The sequence below is a fragment of the Sphingobacterium sp. UBA3519 genome (genome assembly GCF_002377215.1).
In the GTDB taxonomy this organism is placed as follows: domain Bacteria; phylum Bacteroidota; class Bacteroidia; order Sphingobacteriales; family Sphingobacteriaceae; genus Sphingobacterium; species Sphingobacterium multivorum.
Map to the genome: position 1 here is coordinate 399259 of NZ_DFPI01000024.1, position 21874 is coordinate 421132.

Annotated in this window: 12 protein-coding genes and 4 tRNA genes; 1 reads left to right on the plus strand and 15 read right to left on the minus strand. The window is 41.4% G+C overall.

Translation table 11 applies throughout. From position 1 onward, the window contains the following. Positions 1-111: 111 nt before the first annotated feature. On the minus strand, positions 112-3057 hold the full coding sequence (locus B3297_RS14225) for a M16 family metallopeptidase (RefSeq protein ID WP_112375042.1): 2946 nt from the start codon (positions 3055-3057) through the stop codon (positions 112-114). Positions 3058-3317: 260 nt separating this feature from the next. On the opposite strand from B3297_RS14225, the gene B3297_RS14230 reads away from it, so the two are divergent. After that, positions 3318-4499 (plus strand): acyloxyacyl hydrolase, encoded by a 1182-nt coding sequence (locus tag B3297_RS14230; RefSeq protein WP_286779052.1) that lies wholly within the window; start codon positions 3318-3320, stop codon positions 4497-4499. A gap of 117 nt (positions 4500-4616) precedes the next feature. On the opposite strand, the gene B3297_RS14235 is transcribed toward B3297_RS14230, so the two are convergent. The 14 genes from B3297_RS14235 to B3297_RS14300 form a co-directional block, all read right to left on the minus strand. Further along, a tRNA-Val gene (locus B3297_RS14235) sits at positions 4617-4691 on the minus strand. A gap of 35 nt (positions 4692-4726) precedes the next feature. Continuing rightward, positions 4727-4801, minus strand: a tRNA-Val gene (locus tag B3297_RS14240). Positions 4802-4810: 9 nt separating this feature from the next. Then, positions 4811-4888 (minus strand) — tRNA-Val (locus tag B3297_RS14245). Positions 4889-4897: 9 nt separating this feature from the next. Then, a tRNA-Val gene (locus B3297_RS14250) sits at positions 4898-4975 on the minus strand. A gap of 130 nt (positions 4976-5105) precedes the next feature. Then, a complete protein-coding gene (locus tag B3297_RS14255; protein WP_286779053.1) occupies positions 5106-7175 on the minus strand; it encodes a putative porin in 2070 nt (689 codons plus the stop codon). A gap of 113 nt (positions 7176-7288) precedes the next feature. After that, positions 7289-8104, minus strand: a complete 816-nt coding sequence (locus B3297_RS14260) for a purine-nucleoside phosphorylase (protein WP_115046437.1) — start codon at positions 8102-8104, stop codon at positions 7289-7291. 119 nt (positions 8105-8223) lie between these two features. Beyond that, positions 8224-9714, minus strand: coding sequence for a sodium:solute symporter (locus tag B3297_RS14265; RefSeq protein WP_115046435.1), 1491 nt, complete (start codon positions 9712-9714; stop codon positions 8224-8226). 37 nt (positions 9715-9751) lie between these two features. Continuing rightward, the gene (murQ, locus tag B3297_RS14270; RefSeq protein WP_046672659.1) at positions 9752-10564 is read right to left on the minus strand and encodes an N-acetylmuramic acid 6-phosphate etherase; all 813 of its coding nucleotides are present in this window, start codon (positions 10562-10564) and stop codon (positions 9752-9754) included. Positions 10565-10586: 22 nt separating this feature from the next. Then, positions 10587-11231: a polysaccharide deacetylase family protein gene (locus tag B3297_RS14275; RefSeq protein ID WP_286779054.1), complete on the minus strand. Its 645-nt coding sequence runs from the start codon at positions 11229-11231 to the stop codon at positions 10587-10589. A 50-nt stretch (positions 11232-11281) separates the two neighbouring features. Then, positions 11282-13108 (minus strand): glycoside hydrolase family 9 protein, encoded by a 1827-nt coding sequence (locus B3297_RS14280; RefSeq protein ID WP_286710251.1) that lies wholly within the window; start codon positions 13106-13108, stop codon positions 11282-11284. Positions 13109-13150: 42 nt separating this feature from the next. Next, a complete protein-coding gene (locus B3297_RS14285; RefSeq protein ID WP_286779055.1) occupies positions 13151-15010 on the minus strand; it encodes a PQQ-binding-like beta-propeller repeat protein in 1860 nt (619 codons plus the stop codon). 143 nt (positions 15011-15153) lie between these two features. Beyond that, positions 15154-16995 carry a RagB/SusD family nutrient uptake outer membrane protein gene (locus B3297_RS14290; RefSeq protein ID WP_070561302.1) on the minus strand — a complete coding sequence of 614 codons (1842 nt, stop codon included), beginning with the start codon at positions 16993-16995 and terminating at the stop codon, positions 15154-15156. Positions 16996-17008: 13 nt separating this feature from the next. After that, the gene (locus B3297_RS14295) at positions 17009-20500 is read right to left on the minus strand and encodes a SusC/RagA family TonB-linked outer membrane protein (protein ID WP_201640030.1); all 3492 of its coding nucleotides are present in this window, start codon (positions 20498-20500) and stop codon (positions 17009-17011) included. 51 nt (positions 20501-20551) lie between these two features. Beyond that, positions 20552-21796 carry an exo-beta-N-acetylmuramidase NamZ family protein gene (locus B3297_RS14300; protein WP_286777064.1) on the minus strand — a complete coding sequence of 415 codons (1245 nt, stop codon included), beginning with the start codon at positions 21794-21796 and terminating at the stop codon, positions 20552-20554. Positions 21797-21874: the final 78 nt, after the last annotated feature.

The following is a 21874-nucleotide window of genomic DNA, read 5'->3' on the forward strand; positions in this document are numbered from 1 at the left end:
TAAAAAACAAAGGGCATCACAAAACCTGATACGAAAGAAGCCTCCGGCAAACACCGGAGGCTTCTTTCGTATCATACGCTAATCTAATTCTTAAGACAAGCAATCCGGGATCTAATAGCCGAAGATCTCTTTAAGATCCAGCTTTTTAACCTCGCCCAGTTTCGCAAGATCCTCTGGCTTAAGACTTTCTTCCTTCGCTACAATACAATAAACGTACGGCTTTTGACTCATCTCTTTCTTATGGAAAGTGCTTAGGTCACCATAAGTTAATTTTGGCGCTTGCTCATAGACAACTTTACGAATATCAGTTGCATTTCCCAAACGTTGTGCAGCTAGATAACTACCTAATATAGACGCATTCAACACACGTTCACTGGCAATTGATTTTTCCAGACTTACTTTCGCAATATCCAACCCTTTAGCGCTTTCAGGCAACACATCCAGCAGCTCATTCATGCCTTTAATCGCATCGTTAAACTTATCAGCCTGCGTCCCAACATAGGCCCCAACGGTGTAATGGTTTTCTTTTTTATAAGGCTGTCCATAATAGGCATAAGTTGAATAAGCCAATGCTTTCGATTCACGGATAGTCTGGAAGACAATACTTCCCATGCCGCCACCAAAGTAATTATTAAACAGAGAAACAGTCGGTGTCAAGGCACTACTGTATACTCCTGAGCTTCTATACCAAAATACTTCAGCCTGCTTCATTTCGAAATTAGCAAAAAGAACCTGGTTCTTGCTTGTTGGCAATTCTGCGAACACGACCGCCTTTTTCGCCGGAATATACTCTCCAGCCCCTTGTTTCAAAGGCTTCGCTTTCGCTACAAATTCCGCGGCAGTTAACGGGCCAAAATAAAGCATCGTATGTTTCATATTAGCCAAATCGTGCAATGCCTTCACCAAATCCTCCGCTTTTAAAGCATCCAATTCCGCGTCTGTAAACACATTATTAAATGGATTTTTAGCGCCGTATTTAGCATAAGATTTTAGGCCCTCCATGATCGCTCCCTTGTTTTCTTTCGCATTTGCTCTCGCTTTTTTAAGACGGGCAATATACATTTTGAAAGCCTCCTGGTCAGCAACACAATTACGCAATAAATCCTGAATCAAGTTCTGTGTAGCTATAAAGTTTGAATTCAAGCCTGAAATCGACACCATAGTTTCTTCATTTCCTGCAGACACTGAAAAATCAGACGCCAATTGATAAAAATCCTTGCTAAACTGCTCACTGGATTTATCTTTTGTACCTAAAAATTCTAGATAACCCGCAGCCAATGAAAGCAATTTATTGCTCCATTTTCCACCATCAAAACGATAAGACAGCGAAAACAGTTCATTATCTGAGTTCTTTACAGCAAGTACTGGCAAACCGTTTGCAGTAGCCTTCTGAATATCTTTGTTATAATCTACCCATACCGGCTGAATTTTATCCTCTGGCAATGCTTCTACTTTCTTCAAGAAATCAGACTGGTCATCACGATTGACCGTTACGGGAGTAATCTCAGGTTTAACAACTTTAACGACATTATTATCAACTCCCTTACGCTTATAAACAACAACATAATTATTGTCATTCAAATATTTGTTAGCAAAATCAACCACATCTTGCTTGGTGATTTTATTCAACTCATCCGAATAGCCCACGACAGACGCCCAATCCTGACCCGAAGTAAAGGCATCCATCAATGATTCAGCACGATCACCATAACTTTCATTTTGCTTGATTTCGTCTTTCTTAGCGTTGTTCACAATCGCCGTGATCAGCTCATCCGAAAACTCTCCTTTTCTCAATTTTGCCAATTCTTGTAACAGCAGCTGTTGCACCTGTTCCAAGCTCTGTCCCTGACCAGGATTACCCTGCAACAGAAGCAGAGAATAGTCTTTTAACACATACGGAAAAGCACCTGCACCTAATAATTTTTGATTCTTCACCAAATCCAGATCAATCAGACCGGCAGAACCATTTGTCAAGATCTGACTCATCAGATTGAGCATACGGGCATCCTTTGTTGCAGCGCCAGGAAAACGGAATCCCATTAACATAAATTCAGCATCCGGACCTTTAACCTCGCGGACAACAGGAGTTAAAATTGGTTTCTCTGCATCAAACGTGTAGGCCGGAATTTCTTTCGCCTGCATAAAAGCAAAGGCCTTATCCACCTTTTTCACCACCTCTGTAGGATCAAAATCACCCGACATAATAACCCCCATATTGTTAGGGACATAGTAGGTGTGAAAATATTCACGAATCGCTTTCAAAGATGGGTTTTTAAGGTGCTCTACAGTACCAATTGTCGTCTGCTTTCCATAATTATTATTAGGAAAAGCAGCTGAAAACATCGATTCTACAGCCTTACGATTATCTTTATCCAGACTGATATTTTTCTCTTCATACACAGCTTCCAGCTCAGTATGGAACAGACGCAATACCGGATATCTAAACCGTTCTGCCTGTACAGCGAGATACTTATCCATTACATTACTAGGAATTTGCTCCTGATAGACTGTCTGCTCAAATGAGGTGAATGCATTAGTACCTTCCGCCCCCATTGATGCCATCAATTTATCGTACTCATTCGCAATAGCATATTTCGCAGCCTCTCCAGATACTTTATCGATTTCCTTATAGATTGCTTTCCGTTCGGTTTCATCTGTTGTACCATTGTATTTCTCATAGAGCGCATCAATCTGATCTAACAAAGGTTTTTCCTTTGCCCAGTCTTTAGAACCAAATTTATCGGTTCCTTTAAACAGCATATGCTCCAGATAATGGGCCAAACCGGTGTGATCTTTCGGGTCTGTTTTGCTCCCCGCTTTTGTCGCAATGTAAGTTTGGATACGTGGTTCTTTTTTGGTCGGGCTCAAAATCACCGTTAAGCCATTTTTTAACTTGTAAAACCGTGAATGTGTAGGGTCATTCGTGACGTACTTGTAGGTGTAACCCCCCTCAGATGCTTCTTTCCAATCAAATTTGGCGTTTTGAGCAAACAAAGCACACCCTGCTGTTGTTAGTGCAAACGTAACAGCAGTAATTCTAAATAGGTTTTTAATCATATTTCCTTTTTCTTTTCACCTCAAACTTAGATAAATTGCTTTTTATATGCAATATAATTAAAGACATAAACAATAATTATTTACCCATTTGACAGCCTGATAGTTAAGCTGCCTAATTTCTCTCACCACTAACCGACATGGTGTGGCTGAAAAATGGCATTTTTTATAACTTGATTTCGCTACTGTTTAAATACTGTTGTTACAATGATATATCATTCTTATTTTTGCAAAAATTTTAAAAAACGCTAACGTTTTATTTCATGAGATCAAGAATACTTGCTTTTGTGGCCCTGACACTGCTCTCCTTTCGTGCCACAGCACAGGTCACACCCCGAATAGAAAATCCGAATGACACTTTACAAAGCCGTACCCCAGCTAAGACGAGACTTATATTCCAACTTGAACATGAAAGCGGGGGCGAACTCAAATTCAATGAGCGCTCCAAAGAAACCCTTGCTGACTCATACTATAGTGGGTTAAATTTTAGAGTCGGTTTTCAGACCCAGTTTCAAGACTCATTAAAGAGTATTTACAATGAAATATACAACTATCCAATATACGGCATAGGCATCTACAGCAGTACTTTTGGTCAGGAGCACCTCGGACGACCTTTCGCCGCCTATGGCTTTGTTGCCATTCCTATTCGGCCAAAAGTAAATTCAAGATGGAATTTCAACTACCGCATTGCGCTCGGTCTTTCCGAGAGATTCAACCCCTACAATGAGGAGGACAATCCGTTCAACCTACTTATTGGCAGCAAAAACAATGTATTTATTGATCTTGGACTTCAGGTCAACTACCGCCTAAATAAAAACTTTCAGGTAGGGGCTGGTGCAGCCTTCCACCACTTCAGCAATGGCGCCCTGGCATTACCGAACACAGGGATAAACCTCGTCCCCTTGAGCCTATCGGTTTCGTATACACCAACAAACAAGCCTTTTGATTATAGAAAAAGTAGTATTCCACAAATGGAGAAAACAGAGGAACTCCATTTCAACTATGCCTTTGGCTTCAAACAGATTGATCGCGAACACGATAGCCAATATTTTAAATCTATGCTAGGTGCATACTACAGCAAGCATTTCGGCTACAAATGGCGGCTTGGCGCTGGGTTTGATGCATTTTATTCAGCCAGTGGAAACGACGAGAAGGTTGCCGGCGACAAAGCCGGAAAATTCTCCGCCTTATTTTCTTACGGCCCCGCATTCTACATTGATCATGTGTTAAATTCACGCCTTTATATCAACGGAAATGTAGGAGTCTATCTTCATCGCAACGAATTCAATGGCGAGAGCATGCCCGTGTATTTAAGAGCAGGAGTACGTTATAAAGTTTACAAAGATTTCTTTGCCGGTGTTTCCATTAAAGCCCATGGCGGTAAAGCTGATTTTATTGAATGGACAACAGGTTACGGAATTAAACTAGGGAAGAAACGGAAATAGTTAGAAAATAAATGCGAAAGATTCCCGAGATAGATTGAATACCGGATCGGGGACTTTCAAATTTACAGCGAATTCAGCCCATAAAAAAAGCGTTCATGAAGAACGCTTTTTTTATCGTGGGGATTACTGGGTTCGAACCAGTGACCCCTACCTTGTCGAGGTAGTGCTCTAAACCAGCTGAGCTAAACCCCCTAACGAAAAAAAAGCACCAATTGATGATGCTTTTGTGGAGGCTACAGGATTCGAACCTGTGACCCTCTGCTTGTAAGGCAGATGCTCTGAACCAGCTGAGCTAAGCCTCCGTTTTGGATTGGTGGAGAATACTGGATTCGAACCAGTGACCCTCTGCTTGTAAGGCAGATGCTCTGAACCAGCTGAGCTAATTCTCCGACTTTGTATGGTGGAGGCTACAGGATTCGAACCTGTGACCCTCTGCTTGTAAGGCAGATGCTCTGAACCAGCTGAGCTAAGCCTCCATACTTTTTTAAAGAACGCCGTTCCCTAATTGCGTGTGCAAATATAGCTTAAAAATTCTATTCTCAAAATTATTTTATAAGATTTTATGCCTTTAATATCACAACAAGCTAAGAAACACCGAAATAATTTTTAATCATAGAACTTCCAAGAAATACCAAATCTAAAATTAGCACTATTCATCGGATAACGTCTGACCGTATAGTAACCATGCGGATAGAAGTTCTGATTTAAAAAATTATAACTCAAAAACATATTCACCCGTTGTATATTCGCTGTAATCCATAGATCCATGATTGGATATGTCGAAAACTCAATCTGTTTGTAAGCATTGTAAAACTGTCCCGTCCCAATTGAATAATTCGGATTGGCATAAGGTGTATTGAACTTTGCGTCCAGACCGATACTATAATCAATAACTTTATAAAACAGGTTACTGTAATACAAACTATGCCAAGTATACAGCTCCGGAACAGCCAGTGTGTTCTGTTGATCTGTCTTTTGATAGACCACGAGATTATCGAGGGTAAAATGGTTTAATTTAAATTTTTGTCCAACACTTACCTTCAACAAATTCGCTTTGTCCAATTGTGCCGGAACAATCCATTTATCCTTTTTAGGATCGTTCTGTGGATTGGACAACTCTTCGAAATAGGTATAATTGTTCATCAAAAAATACTCCACCTTACCATGGAAACCAAGCATCGGATTGGCATATTGAAAACCCAGATTCTGAATTTTCGTCTTTTTAAGATCTAAATCATTCCATTTTCCGTAGGTATAATTTAAATTCTCGAAAACCATCTCTGGCGATTTATTCTGTGAATAAGCCGACAGGGTCACCTTTCCAATTTTATCACCCATGGAGATATCCGCTTTAGCTTCATACAAGAAATCCCCAAAGTTGTGACCAAATACAATCTGATTCGCTTTTAAACTAAAATCAAGACGATCTGAAAACTTATACCCTAATTCACCTTTCACGATTCCATTTTGATAAAAGCGATCAAATGTGGTGCTATCCGGCAATTTCTTCAGCGGCTGTGGATAGGCTGAAGTATTGTTATAATAGCGCATGGAGTCCAACTGATGCTGCTCCACCCAGTTCATGTCGTGCTGAAAAGCCAAATTTAGTTTCGCCTCATTCTTAAAGACCGACTTTCCTCTGAGAAAAAAGTTATATTCAAATTCATTGGAAACATTCGTGATCAGCGTCTTATCACTGTTCAGCGCCAATGCCTTATTATTGTAAGGCAATGCCGCATTTTGGTCATCCATGTTCTTGAAGAAATTATAGGTCTGTCTTCTTATGCGCGTATTATGCGCCATGCTATTGGTCGGATGGATCTGCATGGTCGGCTTTCCTTTATCGATTGTATCCAATCGCCCTAAATAAAGCGATTGACGTAGAAACAATGAGTTATCCCACCATTTGGATCGCGGTACATTTGTTTTACTCGGATCATTGAATTTCGGTATAAACCGGTCCGGAGACTGCCTGTTTCCGGGTGCAAATGGAAGATCCTCCGTAATAGAACCATTCTCCATGGCATCCAAACGATTAAATACGCCATTGATCAACAAATTATACCGGTTATTTTTCGATTCATACCAAGAAGCAACTGAAGCCTTTAAATCCGAATAATTCTGCCCAAGATAAAATCCATCCGTTTTGGTCGAATGGAAATCGACATTCATATTCCACTGAGAATTGATATTCTGTGCTACCCGTGCCCTAAAGACTTGGTCATTAAAAAAGAATCCCACAGCCGACAGTTCGGAGTACCTCGCCCGGGCCCTAAAATATTGGATCGAATCGGGGTTCAATAAATAACGTTCCAATGCTGTAAAACCAGACTGAAAGCCAATAGTCTTTTTAGGTTGGAACAATAGATCCCGTGTAGCAAGACCATAAGCCCCAAGGTTCACGCTGGGATTCCAGGGTAAATTCTGCGGATTATAATATTGATAATTATGATGTGATGTATCGATCTGCCGTGTATAAGTTCCTTTTTTTAACATATCCAGTGTGGCATATCGGATATACTTCGCAGAAAGGATGACAGAATCTTTCTTCCCATCTTCCTTTGCCCTAGCCGAATCCAATGCACTACTCCACTCTTCCTTGCTCTGGGCAATAACATCCATGGAATAAACAAATAAAACACACCATGCGGCAAGTATGCGTACGATCAACTTCATCTAAAATTATATAAAAACCAAAAAAGCTAAATTCACCTGAATGAACAAATTACTCTCAAATATCCACCAATCCATCAACTTTGGCCATCAAAGATGATACATGAAAAGACAATTTATTGCAAAGCTATTAATTCTTTCAAAATTAACGTCATTTTAGGTTCCGCTTTCTCCGCAACACTGACAATTTCCTGCAAGGAAACGGGTTTAAGATCCTCGTAAAAACCTTCATCCGTAACAACAGAAATCGCAAATACCGGAAGCGCCATATGATTAGCGACAATTACTTCTGGAACGGTACTCATACCGACCACATCGCCACCGATCAGACGCATATAGCGATATTCCGCTTTTGTTTCCAGATTTGGACCTGCAGAGGAAACATAAACAACTTTTCGTGCATTAATATCATGCTTTGCTGCGATCTCAAGAGCCTGTACGATCATTTCTCGGTTATAAGCCTCACTCATATCGGGAAATCGTGGACCAAACTCGGCCAAATTCTGTCCGCGTAGCGGATTATCCGGCAACAAATTGATATGATCTTCAATAATTCCAAGGTCACCTTTTTTCACATCAGGATTCAGGGAGCCCGCAGCGTTGGAAACAAACAATTTTTGTACCCCCAAAACTTTCATGATACGGATCGGAAAGGTAATTTGTTGCATATCGTAACCTTCATAATAATGCAACCTCCCCTGCATAGCAACCACATTGCGGCCACTCAATTTTCCAAAAATGAGCTTACCAGAATGAAATTCAACAGTCGAAATGGGGAAATTTGGTATATTGGAATACATCAGCTGATACTCGACTTCAATTTCATCCACCAACTTACCTAAACCAGTACCTAGGATGATACCGAACTCTGGAGTAAAATCTCCAATTTTTCTACGGATAAACTCCGTAGTCTCATTTATGCTATGATACATACGTACAGAAAAACTTAGTATATCAAACTTAACTTAATTTTTCTGTACGTACAAATCAAAATCAATACTTGTATTTACATCTTCTCACCAATGGAGAAACTTTTTATCACTGGAATGCATTAATTATGGGACAATGCTTTTTCACTTGCTTTACCTGGAGAACTGATCAAAAGCATCACAAACGTGATAAAACCATTAATAATGATCAAATCCAATCCGATAACATAAGGTGTATACACTTCAATAACATAGGTTTTAAGCAAAAATAAGACGGTAGGCGAAAGTACACAGATATAAGGTACAGCGTTATCCCGCACGGCATATTTTGTGAATATTCCGAAAACGAATAAACCCAATAAAGGTCCATAGGTATAACTCGCCGCAGTAAAGATTGCATTGACGACCGAGTCATCATTGATCAGCTTAAAGACCAGAATAACCAACAGCATCACAATGGAAAAACCAAAATGCACATAATTACGCTGCTTGATCAGCGCTGGATCATTGGGATTTTCTTTTTTATTGAAATTTAGAAAGTCCACACAGAAAGATGTTGTCAATGCCGTTAGCGCACTATCTGTCGTTGCAAAAGTAGCAGCCGTTAACCCCATCATAAAGATGATTGCAGGAACAATAGCCAAGTGGTTTAATGCAATTTCTGGGTACAAATAATCGCGTGTTGCTAATTGAGTCACATCAATTCCGTTTTTAGCCGCATAGATATACAGCAAAGCACCGACAGCTAAAAAGAAAATATTAATGACCACAAAAACACTTGTAAAAGTGATCATGTTCTTTTGGGCTTCTTTAATGGTCCCCATCGATAAGTTCTTTTGCATTAGATCCTGATCAAGCCCAGTCATCGCAATGGTCACAAAAATTCCTCCCAAGAATTGTTTCCAAAAATTTGCTTTACTGCCGACAAAATCATCCCAGAAAAAGATCTTGGAATAACTACTTTCTTTTACAGCCTCGAAAGTATCGACGATACCAAAATCTAATCCTTTGGCCATAAAATAGATAGAGAGAATTACTGCGGTCACTAAAAAGGTAGTCTGTAGGGTATCTGTCACAATAATCGTCTTTAAGCCACCCTTGTTTGTATACATCCAGATTAACACCAAACATATAACGACCGTAATCGCGAAAGGCACATTCCAGGCATCAAAAATAAAATGCTGCAATACGATTGCGACCAGATAAAGACGAAACGCCGAACCGATCGTACGGGAAACCAAAAAAATAGCAGCACCGGTCTTGTACGTGGTGTGCCCAAAACGTTCTTCCAAATACGTATAAATGGAAGTCAAGTTCATTCTATAATAGAGCGGAAGCAATACATAGGCAATAATGACAAAACCAACGGCGTTCCCAAGAACAAATTGAAAATAGCTAAATTCAGACGCACCGACTGCGCCGGGAACCGAGATAAAAGTTACGCCGGAGAGCGCGGTACCGATCATCCCAAAGGCGACCATATACCATTTAGAGTTCCGGTTTGCGACAAAAAAAGTCGAGTTATCGGAAGCTCCCTTCGAGGTGAAGTGAGCTACAGCAAGCAGAACTGCAAAATAGATTATTATAAAAGATAATAATATTACTGGTGACATAGTTTGTTTTTAAATAGGTGATTTTAATAGGTTATGCTCAATGGGTATCCTGATAAGCTTCGATTGCCTGTCTTACATTACCAAATTGCTCAAGCAAAGCCGCAGCTTCTTCTTCAAGCGCCCCGGTCTGATCCATAATGATACGTACACCACGACCGACCAGCTTATGGTTTGACAATTGCATATCGACCATCTTGTTCCCCTTTACCCTACCCAATTGGATCATCACTGCGGTACTGAACATATTTAACACAAGTTTCTGTGCTGTACCCGATTTCATTCGCGTAGACCCGGTAACAAATTCTGGCCCAACAATAACTTCAACCGGATACTGCGCTATTTCCGCAATCGGGGACCCTCCGTTACAGACAATACAGCCCGTCACAAGCCCTTTCTCGTTTGCCGTTTTCAATCCGCCGATAACATAAGGTGTGGTTCCAGAAGCCGCAATGCCGATAACAACATCGTTTTCATCAATATCATACGCTTCCATATCTTTCCATGCTTGCTCCAGATCATCTTCTGCAAATTCAACTGCTTTTCTAATTGCAGTATCACCACCAGCAATCAACCCAATGATCCATTCAAATGGAACGCCGTATGTCGGAGGTAATTCAGACGCATCCAGCACGCCCAAACGGCCACTTGTACCAGCGCCGATATAAAAAGTTCGACCACCAGCCTTCATTTTCTCCACAGTGACTTTGACTAATGCTTCAATCTGAGGGATAGCCTGCTCTACAGCAAGTGGCACAGATTTATCCTCATTATTGATATTTGTCAATAACTCATGCACAGACATCTTGTCCAAATCCTGATAATTCGAATCTTTCTCCGTTGTATTTACCATTATTAGTATATATTGTATTTCTTTATTTCAATAAATCGGGTACATCCACAAGTTGATACCCTTTCCCCTTTAATATGCTAATGATATCATCCAAATGATGATACAGCTTATCTTTCCGCCGACCATCAGTTCCCATATGAATCAATATCAAAAATCCATTGAGCCCATATCGAGCTTCGTAAGACCAGAGATTGTCGAGAATCGCTGTCGACGATAAATAACGCCCCCCCATTTCAGGATAGGTATAATCAGCCGCAGTACGTATTCCTGGTGTATAATTAACCGAATTTAGACCAACTGCCTTTGCCCAGTCGACTGTTTCACTATTATACCATTCATAAGAAGGAATATAATAGGACAGCTGCTCTCTTTTGACACCCGCGCCTTCCAGTGCTTTCAGGTTTGCTTTTAGATCAGCGACAAAAGAGTCACGTTTGACCAAAAGCACCTCCCTACTCCCCCAGTCACTCACCAGAATATGTTTATCGGAATGCCCCGAAATCCAATGGCCATCGCTTAACATCTGACGGACATACGGCTTAAAACCTGGAGTTCTGAGATAATCGCCTGTCAGGAAAAAAGAGCCTTTAACGCCATTATGCTTTAGACTTGCTAATACCTCAGCAGTACCCTCAGATAAATCATGACCGGTAAACACCAGGGCCACCTGCCGTTTTGTCGAGTCGCCCCGGACAATAGCTCCAAAAACATCCCGTGTTACTTTTTTCCGGTAGGCTCCTCCATGGCCTTACCCTCCTTTGAAGCCAACAGATAAATCAACGAAGCGGTACCATCCATTGTCGGCTCATTCGTACTATAATCTCCGTAGTCGTCATGATAGACCGCCAGATCACTTTGAAACTCCGCATAGCTATCCGGATTATTCAACTTGATACCAATCAGATTGCGGTACGTGGATGCCATAATGGGCCCATCAACCAATCCGCCGTCGATCGGATGTTTCCCTAGAAAGGTAAACGCCGAATGCGGATCAACAGGCGTATCGCCCCAAGATGGAAGACCATATACCATACTCGTTCCCCAGGGGTTCGTCCCAAATAACCAGTCAAAATTAGCCTGAGCAAGCTCGTCAAAATATGCGTCTCCCGTCAATTCCTTATACCAAAGGCATTGGATCGCAAAAGATACGGTTAAGTTATTGCTGCACCAGATAAAGGGAACTCCCCGAAAAAATGCATTTTTTTCGGCTCGCCGATTGACCTCTTCGATGCCCTGCTTATAATAGGAAACAATCTCCTCGCGATCTTGTCCTTTTAATCCTTTTGCCAATTCATAATGTCCAAGGTTGATAAAAGGGTACCACTGATAATGTGCAGCAGTATCGCTTACCATCCAAGGTGTAATCTTTTCTTGTCGGGCATACTGTGAGGCTTCCCGTGCAAATTTTTCCTTTTTTGTCGTCGAAAAACCCATTGCTGCAGCCAACTGCATATCATCTACCCAATTATCCTCTGCATAAATATAGGGCGATTTCACAGAAACCGTTTGTGTCACGCCAGGTTTTATCATTGCATAGGCATAAGCCGTTTCCGATTTCCTCGACAGCAACTTTGCATACTTCCGATCTTCTTTGTCAAACAACACTGCACCGAGGCGAAAAGCACTGCTAAATTTACCAGCAGTAGAGCTTGTCCCTGTTGTATTATTCATAAACTTACCACGCTGTTGCGGCTCGCCATCGATAAAATACACCGGTCTCTCAAATCCACGACCATAGTAAGGATCTTCCTTTGGCATCCGCATGCTGGCATGATCCCGGTCATCACCAATCTGATTGTACATTTGGTTGGCCTTGGGATGCATTTTCAACAGCCAATCCAAGCCCCATTTTGCCTCATCGAGCACATCGGCCCGGCAATTTTTTCCATCAAGACCATTTGCTTGCTTTAGATCACCAAACACCTTTGGAAAATCACGGTAAGCCGCTAGCAAATGAAATGTAGCATTTGCCGACGTTGTCGCATATTGCAGATAATCAGAGGCATCATGCCAGCCGCCACCTGCATCGATATGCGAACTATCCGGAATACCGGCTTTTCCCGCATAAAGCGTAAACCCATCGTGTGTATGGCAGCTATCTTTCAGAAAAGGGTTAAACAATGTCCGTTGTTGCCGCATATAACGCAACACAAAATCTGCCGCCCCTTTGTAGACGTCCCGAGCAATTCGGAATGTTGGAGACTTTACATCTCCAGCTTGAACAAAAAAACGCCCCGTATCCTGCACGGAAGAGAAATCAAAACGAAAACTCTGAACAAAAGGACCATAAGCCCCATAATCTTTTCCAACAGGATGCACATAGACCGTTTTACCCGTTTGTGCGTTTTTAATTTCAAAAGAACGAAGCTGCCTGATTGATTTCCCGCCCCATACCGCGACCTTCTTGCCCGCTGGAGTATAGCCCAATTGGTTTATTCTAATCCAAGCATTTTGCTGTGCTTCCGCAAAGTTACAAACAAAACATGCAAAAACAAGCAAAAAAGCTTGACGTAAATTTAAGAAGTTTAGACATTTTTTTATCATATCAAGGCATTTATTTTCAAAAAGATCAATTCAATCGATTGTTTAAAACTGTAATGAAACTATTTTACCATCCATCGTACTCGCTATCACTGTGTTTCTTCCATCTAACACGACAGGATTAACCATTCCATTGGATATTTTATATTGCCATACGACAGCGCCTGTTTTTGCGTCAACTCCAGACAGCAAACCCGAATGACTCGGCACAAAAACCAATTTTCCGTTGGTAGTAATAGCAGAAGGTGTCAATTCGTAGGGCAATTTAAGTTTGGACTTCCAGGCAACATCCATGCTGTTACCAGCAACCGAAATACCCAAAAGATCACCATCCATCGTCTTTACATAGACCAATTTATGATCTGCGGCTAGCCCCATAGACTCACGTACCCGAATGGTATCTTTCTTTTCCCGCCAGATGACCACTCCCGTTTTCGCATCCAATGCTGTCATAAAACGATCCGGTGCAACCACAAAGACACGATTATTTGTCCCTACAGGATTACATGCCGCCGCCGAAAACATCCGATTGGCCTGTCCATTATTCCATTCCCACGAAAGCTTACCCGTTTTGGCATCTAAAGCATAGAACCCATTACTCCAAGAGCCGAAAATTACATTCCCTAAATAATGCGTTGGCAGCGTCGATACAAATCCTTTGACCTGATCAAAACTCCATTTTACAGCTCCAGTCTTGATGTCCAGCGCTCTAAACTTACCATCCGAGCCACCGATAAAAGCCACGCCATCATGTAGCAAAGGGGAACCCAAAACCGCCTTCTCAGTCTCCACCTTCCACAACAACTTGCCATTACCGGCATCTACCGCATAAATTGCATGATCCGATGATCCCGCCACGACAATCCCTTTCCACACAGCAGGCGTAGAATAAACTTTACCGCCGGTACGGTATGCCCATAGCTTTTTGCCAGTTTTTAAGTCAAGCGCAAAGATATCGCCCGCGGTATTTGATGTAATCACGCTATTTTTGTAAACGGCTAGTCCCGCCCCGATATCGCTGGCGTCTTCAAACGTCCAATTGACTTTAACCTGGTCCGCATATTTTGCGTTCACAGCATAACTTGGTCTCGGGTAGCTTATCGTTTCATTTTCATAATGATGGTCGAACATTGGAACAACAACCCAAGGTTTCTCCTGCATTCCTACACCGGGATTACGTTCCTGATAACTGGCTTTGCCATCGGCGATGGTCACGATATTATAACCCCCAACCGCTTTATTCGCACGCAGATTAGACCGTCCCATCACCCCCGGAATTCCTTCCCAATCGTATAATTTATTGGCATGACCATGCCCACAAAGCGCCAACTGGACATTCCGCGTTTTAACTCTTTTCAGTGCGTCAAACCAGTTATTTAACGATGAATCCTGTGGATAATGATTAATATAGATCAATGGTAGCTGTTTATCCGGATTCGCTGCAAAAATGGAATCCATCCAAACCAGGTTTTCCCGAGGAATTTGACCAGGACTCATGCGCATATTGGGGCCTGAATTGGTTCCAATGAATGCGTAGCCTTTATGCTTAAAGAAAAAGGTTTCGCCACCAAAAACGGTGCGAAACGTGTTGGCTCCATTTTCTGACCAATTGCCATCGTGATTTCCCGGAATCACATACCAAGGCAACTGCAGACTATCTAAGATTCGCTTCGCAAGCTTTAATTCATGATCAGCACCAAACTCGGTGATATCTCCGGAGACTATAACAAAATCAATATCTTTCAATGTATTCAGGTCCTTTACAGTACGTCGCAAATCCTCCTCACCTGTTGCACCACCGACATGCGTGTCTGTTACGTGGGCAAATTTGAAGGACTGCTGTGCTATCGCAACGTTAAAAACGCAGGATAATGCAATAAAAAAGGTGATAATTGGAAACCTCATGCGTAATGTTTTCTTAAAAATAGCGTTTTTATGCATAAAACAGAAATGATATTGCATTTTTATGCATCTTCATGTAAATCAAAATTCATTATGTATTAAAAAGCCTTTCTGAAATTCAGAAAGGCCTTTTAATACAATGCTATCTATTGCCAGCCTGGCGTCTGTGTTAAGATATAGCCCAAATTTGCATATTGTTGAATCTGATTCAGTCCAACAGGAGCCAAGTACGACCGATCGGTAAAACTTACCCTGTTTGCAAATTTCGGAACAACGTAATATCCCACCATAGCATCGGCGTTTTTACCATTGTACGTGATTGTATTTCCTGCTGCGTCACGGACTTTCAAAACACCTTCGTAAGCTTTTGTCAAACGATTTGGAAGGTCCTTTTTGATATTTACCCAGGGACCCAATGAATAATCGACATTGCGTGAAAAGTTCATATAATCCAATTTTTTCCAGCGACGGATATCATTCAATCGCGCATACTCATATACAAATTCCATTCTTCGTTCACGTCTGATTTCCCACATCAACGGCGATACATCCGCATCGCGGCTTGGATCGTTCGGCAGGGAATTTAATGTCAAAGGTGCCGTTTTCTTTACCCCTTTAGCTATGGCATCTGCGTCTAGCGGCCTATTCCGTACCGCATTTATTGATTTATCCAAATCACCTTGGGTAACAGCTGCTCCACCAAAAAACTCCGCAAGAATCTGCCTTGCCTCAATCCAATTCAACACAACCTCACCAAGACGCACAATCGGAGCATCATTTGTATTTGTATTACTACTCCATTTTGCTGGATAAGTTTTTCCAATATACGTCAAGGCTTCTCTAGCAGCAAATTTATGACCGTAAGCAAATGTTGATGAAGCTGTATTAACGGTATCCATCAACGAAGCTTCAAACCGTGGGTCTCTCGTTCTCGCCAAAGATTTCATCGAAAAGTCCGAAGCATTTGTGAGCGCTGAGTTTTGCCAAACCTTTCCATCGTTACAGATAAAAGATTTCAACAAATCCAAGTTAACGCCCTTCTGCCCTTCAGTACCATTACTGTAAGAACCTACGGCGTGCGTTACTTTCAAGGCATCATTATAAGTTCTGAAGAAAATTACCTCTGGATTGCTTGAAAGATCTTCAGATGCGAACAGGCTTTTAAAATCACTTCCAAAAGACCACTTTCCACTATTCATGACAACTTCGGACGCTTTAACCGCAAGCGCGAGATACTTTTTCGCACGATCTTGATCCAAGCCATGGTATTTTTCCCAGGAACCTTCAAACAACATGAGGTTAGAAATAAGTGCCGCTGCTGCATATTTATTTACATAACCTTTTCCGTCATCAGCACGCATATTATCAAGCACATACTCAAAATCTGTATAGACTTTATCCATAACCTCCCCGCGCTTGGTACGTTCCTTATACATTGTAGCCTGATCCATCGGATCAACTTCAACATCAAAATAAGGCACATCACCAAACACAGAAACTAACCTACTATATTCGTAGCCTCTAAAAAAACGAGCTACTGCAGTCCAGTGCTTATACTCAGCCTCTGACAATTTTGACTTGGCCTTTGTTTCAATCCTGGTCAACATCACATTAGCCTTTCTAACCCAGTAAAAATTCCAGGTCGGCCCTGAATAGGTCGTCAACATATCAGGTGTCACCGTACTCGCACCTCTACTCGTCGGAACAACTGACTCAAAGCCACCTTGCGTTCCTTCAGAAGTAAAGTCATCTGCATAGTTATATCCCACTAAGGGAGCATAGGCCGTACCATAAAAAGTATTATAGCCAACAAAATAATTTAAATAAAAATCATTTGCATACAAACGAACATCAGCTTCATTTCTCCAAAAGTTTTCATCGATTACTTTAGTTTGATCAGGCCTATCCAGCACATCCTTACTACAGCCCACCCCCAATAACATGGCGGAAAGCATGATAGATCCAATTTTTATTCTATTTAATTTCATCTGTCAAATTCGTTTAAAAGTTTAACTGAACACCAAATGAGGCACTCTTAAATGTTGGTGTTCCAACACCTGTACGTCCACCGTTGTAATTCGTTTCATTAAAAATCGAGAAGCCTTCCACCTCTTCCGGATCAATCGGTAAGCCACGAAGCTTATCCCAAGTGAAGAAATTCTCCAACGAAACATAAACACGTAAGTTATTTATCTTAGCTCGTTGCACGATATGCTGAGGAATTGTATACCCCACAGTTAGGTTCTTAATTCTCAAATACGACATATCCAACAGATAGCGGGACTGAACTTGCATATTATTGACATTCGCACTACCGCCGTTGTTGAATGCAGCCGGATAGAATGCTCCTTGATTATCTTTCGTCCAGTAATCGTTTACAAAGCTTGCAGGCATCGCTCCATCTGAAGTGTTAAATCCTGGAATCGCCAAGAATCCTGCTCCCCAAACTTTACGTTGTCCCACACCTTGGAAAAATGCTGAAACATCGAAGCCTTTCCAATCAGCACCAAATCTAAAGCCATACTGATAACGAGGCGTCGAATTACCAATGATCTTCATATCGCCAGGATTATCGATCGTACCGTCACCATTATCGATCTCGCCGTCACCATTCAAATCTTTGAATTTAACATCCCCAGGACCAAAATAGAAATTAGTTGAATTTTGGAATCGTGGCTGATAGACAGGCTTTTCACCATTCGGCCCCTCTTTCAAGAGATAGACGTTATCTGTACTTCCATAATATTTGGTCATATCTGCATTTGGTTTTACCAACTGCGGATTGTTATTTCCATCCAATACAAAATCATTGTATTGGTACAGACGGTCTGTCTCATACCCCCAAATATCACCATATACCCGACCATTATAATTCACACCGGTAGTGCGTAATGACGTATAGCCACTAAAAACAGATTTAGAGTCATCCAAATTAGCCCTAAAATTAATACCCAATCCATTCTCAAATCGGTGGTTAAAATCGATGGCCAATTCAAAGCCTTTGGTCGTCAAGGTACCGAAGTTACCCCAAGGCGCCGCAGAACCCAAGGTCAGTGTTGTTCCTTCCAAAGGAGCAAACATATTTTTGGTCTTCTTCTGATACCAGTCAAACGTCAAACCTAATTTATTCTTGAAGAATCTGGCATCCGCACCGAAATCCAGGGTTTCCAGATCTTCCCACGTAACGTTTGGCCAATTCAGTTTTGGCGTACCCACAGAATTCAACAATGCGCCATTGACGATGTAATTAATCTGACCCGCATCCATGTTTGAAACATAAAGATCAGAAGGTACCGTTTGATTTCCGATAACACCCCATGAACCTCTAAACTTCAACTGATTTAATGTAGCCCTTGACCAGTCCATGAATTTTTCTTCTGAAACTACCCAGCCTGCTGAAAAGGATGGAAACCATCGCCATTTCAAATCTGTTGGAAACTTGGAGGAACCATCATAACGGATATTACCTTCAAATAGATACTTATTCTTATACGCATAGTTCACACGGCCAAAATACCCTAATTGTGATTCCCAATACTCACCACCGCTACCCGTAATTTGGCCCACAGCCAAATCAAACTGAGGATTTGTGATATCCAATAAATCAGCACGCTGCGTCCAATGGTAAGAACCATCGTTTGTTACTCTATTTAAACCAAGGATAAATTTAAAGTTATGATCATCATTCAAGTCGAACTCATACGTTGTAAATGCATTGACAGTATGCTTATGTTCATTTTGTGAACGCATATAGATATGATCTTGCGCAGAACCATTCGCTGTATACATATCATTGGAAAGATCATAAGCTAAAGTTGCATCAGCATCTCCCTTATTGACAACAGCTCCTTCTTTATTGACATAAACTGGATTTCCTTGTGCATCAAACCGTTGTTTAGCTGCTACCCAAGAATTGGCTGCTGTATATCTCGTCCCGTTTTTACGCCAGCTATAATCCTCATTGGTAAATGTATAGTCTACATCTACTTTCCAATTCTTCATTATATTAACTGTAGCACCAGCGCTTAAATTAATATAATTGCGAAGCATGGAAGCTTGGTTTGCCGCCTCATTTTCACTCCATGGACTCCTTATTGGGTTGTTATTTTCGTCATAGCCCATTGGATAAAGGGAACTCCAGCGATACATGTACAACCATGGATCGGCCGTTGTTGAGTTTGTCGCATAAGGATAGATCTTGTTCCGTTGTGCAAACATCGCTCCACCCCTAATAGTCACATATTTATTCAGTTCGGTATTTAGTCTTAATGCAGCATTATACCGTTTAAACTTATCCGAATCGCCGGCCTTTAACATACCGCTTTGGTTTAACGAACCAAATGAAGCTGTATATTGTGTCTTCTTAATGGTACCATTTAAAGACAAGTTATGTGTTTGTGTGGGAGCCCACTCGCGCACCATATAATCATATGGATCATACGTTCTAACACCGTACTTTTTCGTCGGCGACCCCGGATCTACATACCAGTCTCTGCCATATACCGTTGGATCATCTTTCCCGATTGAAGATCCATATTTTTTATCCCACTCCACTGCGCGTTCATAACTTTCTCTATTTACTTTATAGAAAGCACCAGTTTCGGTTCCGCCAACTCTTTCTAATGCGTCAATGGTATATTTCAAGGCATTAACACGTCCCATTTCCAACTTTTTATATGGATTTTGGAATGAGAAGTTATTAGAATAATTTACGGTAACCTTTTCCGCACTTCCACCTGTTTTCGTCTTAATCAATACGACACCAAAAGCAGCTTTCGCACCATAGATGGACGAAGAGGCAGCATCTTTTAATACGGTGATCGACTCAACATCATCCGGATTTACATATTGGATACTCGGGATTTCCACATTATCCACCAAGATCAATGGACTACTATTCCCTTGAATGGAAGATATTGCACCACGAATACGCATGGTAGGATCAGATCCAACCTCACCACTCGGTACAGTAACACTAAATCCTGGTGTCGTTCCTTGAATTGCCCGGCCGACATCGGCGATCGGACGACTCTGTAGATTCTCCTTCACATTGATCGATGAAACCGCACCAGTAAGGTTACCTTTTTTCTGCGTACCGTAACCGACAACGACCACTTCGTCCAACGCTTGATTATCGTCAGCTAGCGTTACATCAAGCGTAGCTGAAGTAACGGCAACCTCCTTTGTCACGTATCCTACAAATGAAAAACGCAACTTGCTCCCCACGGCAGCTGTAATTTTAAAATGCCCCTGAGCGTCAGTCTTAGTTGACGCAGTACCGCCAATCACAGACACACTTACCCCAGAGACTGGACCTTTTCCATCCTTTACAGTACCTTGCACCGTATTTTGAAACGCATTTTTTGCAGAAGAACTCAGAAAGGCGCTTGTTAAATTGTCGCGATTCAAAGCACCTTCTTTTTTTGCAAAAGAATAGGATTCAGAAGGAAAACTCAATCCAAGAGCAACAGAAAATAGTACAAATTTTCGCATTGATTATAGAGTTTTAAAATAAATGATTCTAGTTAATATTGTTAGTTATTGCTATTCGAAATCAGTATAAAGCAGATACTTTTTACGCATTTGCTTATAGGCTTTCAGGTCATCGGACCAAGAAGCACGAATCTGAGCTTCAGATTGTCCGGCAAGGATTTGCTTACGTAATTGATCTGTCCCCGCAAGCTTATCAAAAAATTCAGGCCGCGCGAAGAAAGTGGATTTATCAGGTGTCTTTTGATAAAAGTCCAACAGATATTTTAAGGTAAATTTTTGATGATCAGCATCCAGACCGCGCAAATCAACACCATAATTGACTGTTCCTTTACCCTCCACATGTTTGGACATACCGTGACGTTCGCCCGGTGTAAAAGTAAAGGAGCCATAGACCGGATTTGTATAACCTAATACCTGGAACGGCCAATCCGTACCCCGACCTACCGAAATATCCGTACCTTCAAAAAAACATAATGAAAGGTACAACCGAACAGAAAGATAATTTGGCAGACTTGGCGATGGGATGACCGGCAGCTCATACCTACTGTTATGATTCCAATTTTTGACCTGTACAATCGTTACATCGGCCTGGCGGCCATGCTCAAGCCAGCGCTCTCCATTGATCATCTGCGCCAGTTCGCCGATTGTTAAACCATGGATCATGGCTATTTTATGCCAGGAAACATCTGATTTAAACTTATCATCATGCCTTACAGGTCCATCCACCTGATCGCCATTCGGATTTGGACGATCCAGTACAATTAATTTTTTATTATGCTTTGCACATAATTCCATTACACGGTGCAAAGAAGTGATGTATGTATAAAAGCGTGCCCCAACGTCCTGCAGGTCGAAGATCATCACATCAATTGAATTGACGATAGAATCTTGTTTCTTATTACCTCCATATAATGTAAACAGCGGCAAACCAGTCTTTTGATCAACATCATTCCCAAACTTCTCACCACGTTCAACGTTCCCGCGGAAACCATGTTCAGGCGCAAAGGCAAACTTCAAATCAACCTTATTATCGATCAAGACATCGACAAGATGTTTTTTATCAGCCCCTACAATGGAAGTTTGATTTCCCATTATTCCCACTTTCTTACCTTTTAGTTGTGGTAAATACAGCGTAAGTTGATCTGCACCCGGAATAACAACTTGGCTCGTTACCCGGCCGGTCATGCTGTTTACTGCGGTTTTGCTCGCTTGCGTAGACTTCAACGAATTCCCACAGGAAACCCAAGCAACAACAGAAATTAAAAAGGATAGCTTTAATAAGGCATTTTTCATCATAAATAGACTCTTAGATCATACACAAATTGCAGTTTTATGCACGAATAATTGAAAATCAGAATAAAAGTAAGTAGAACT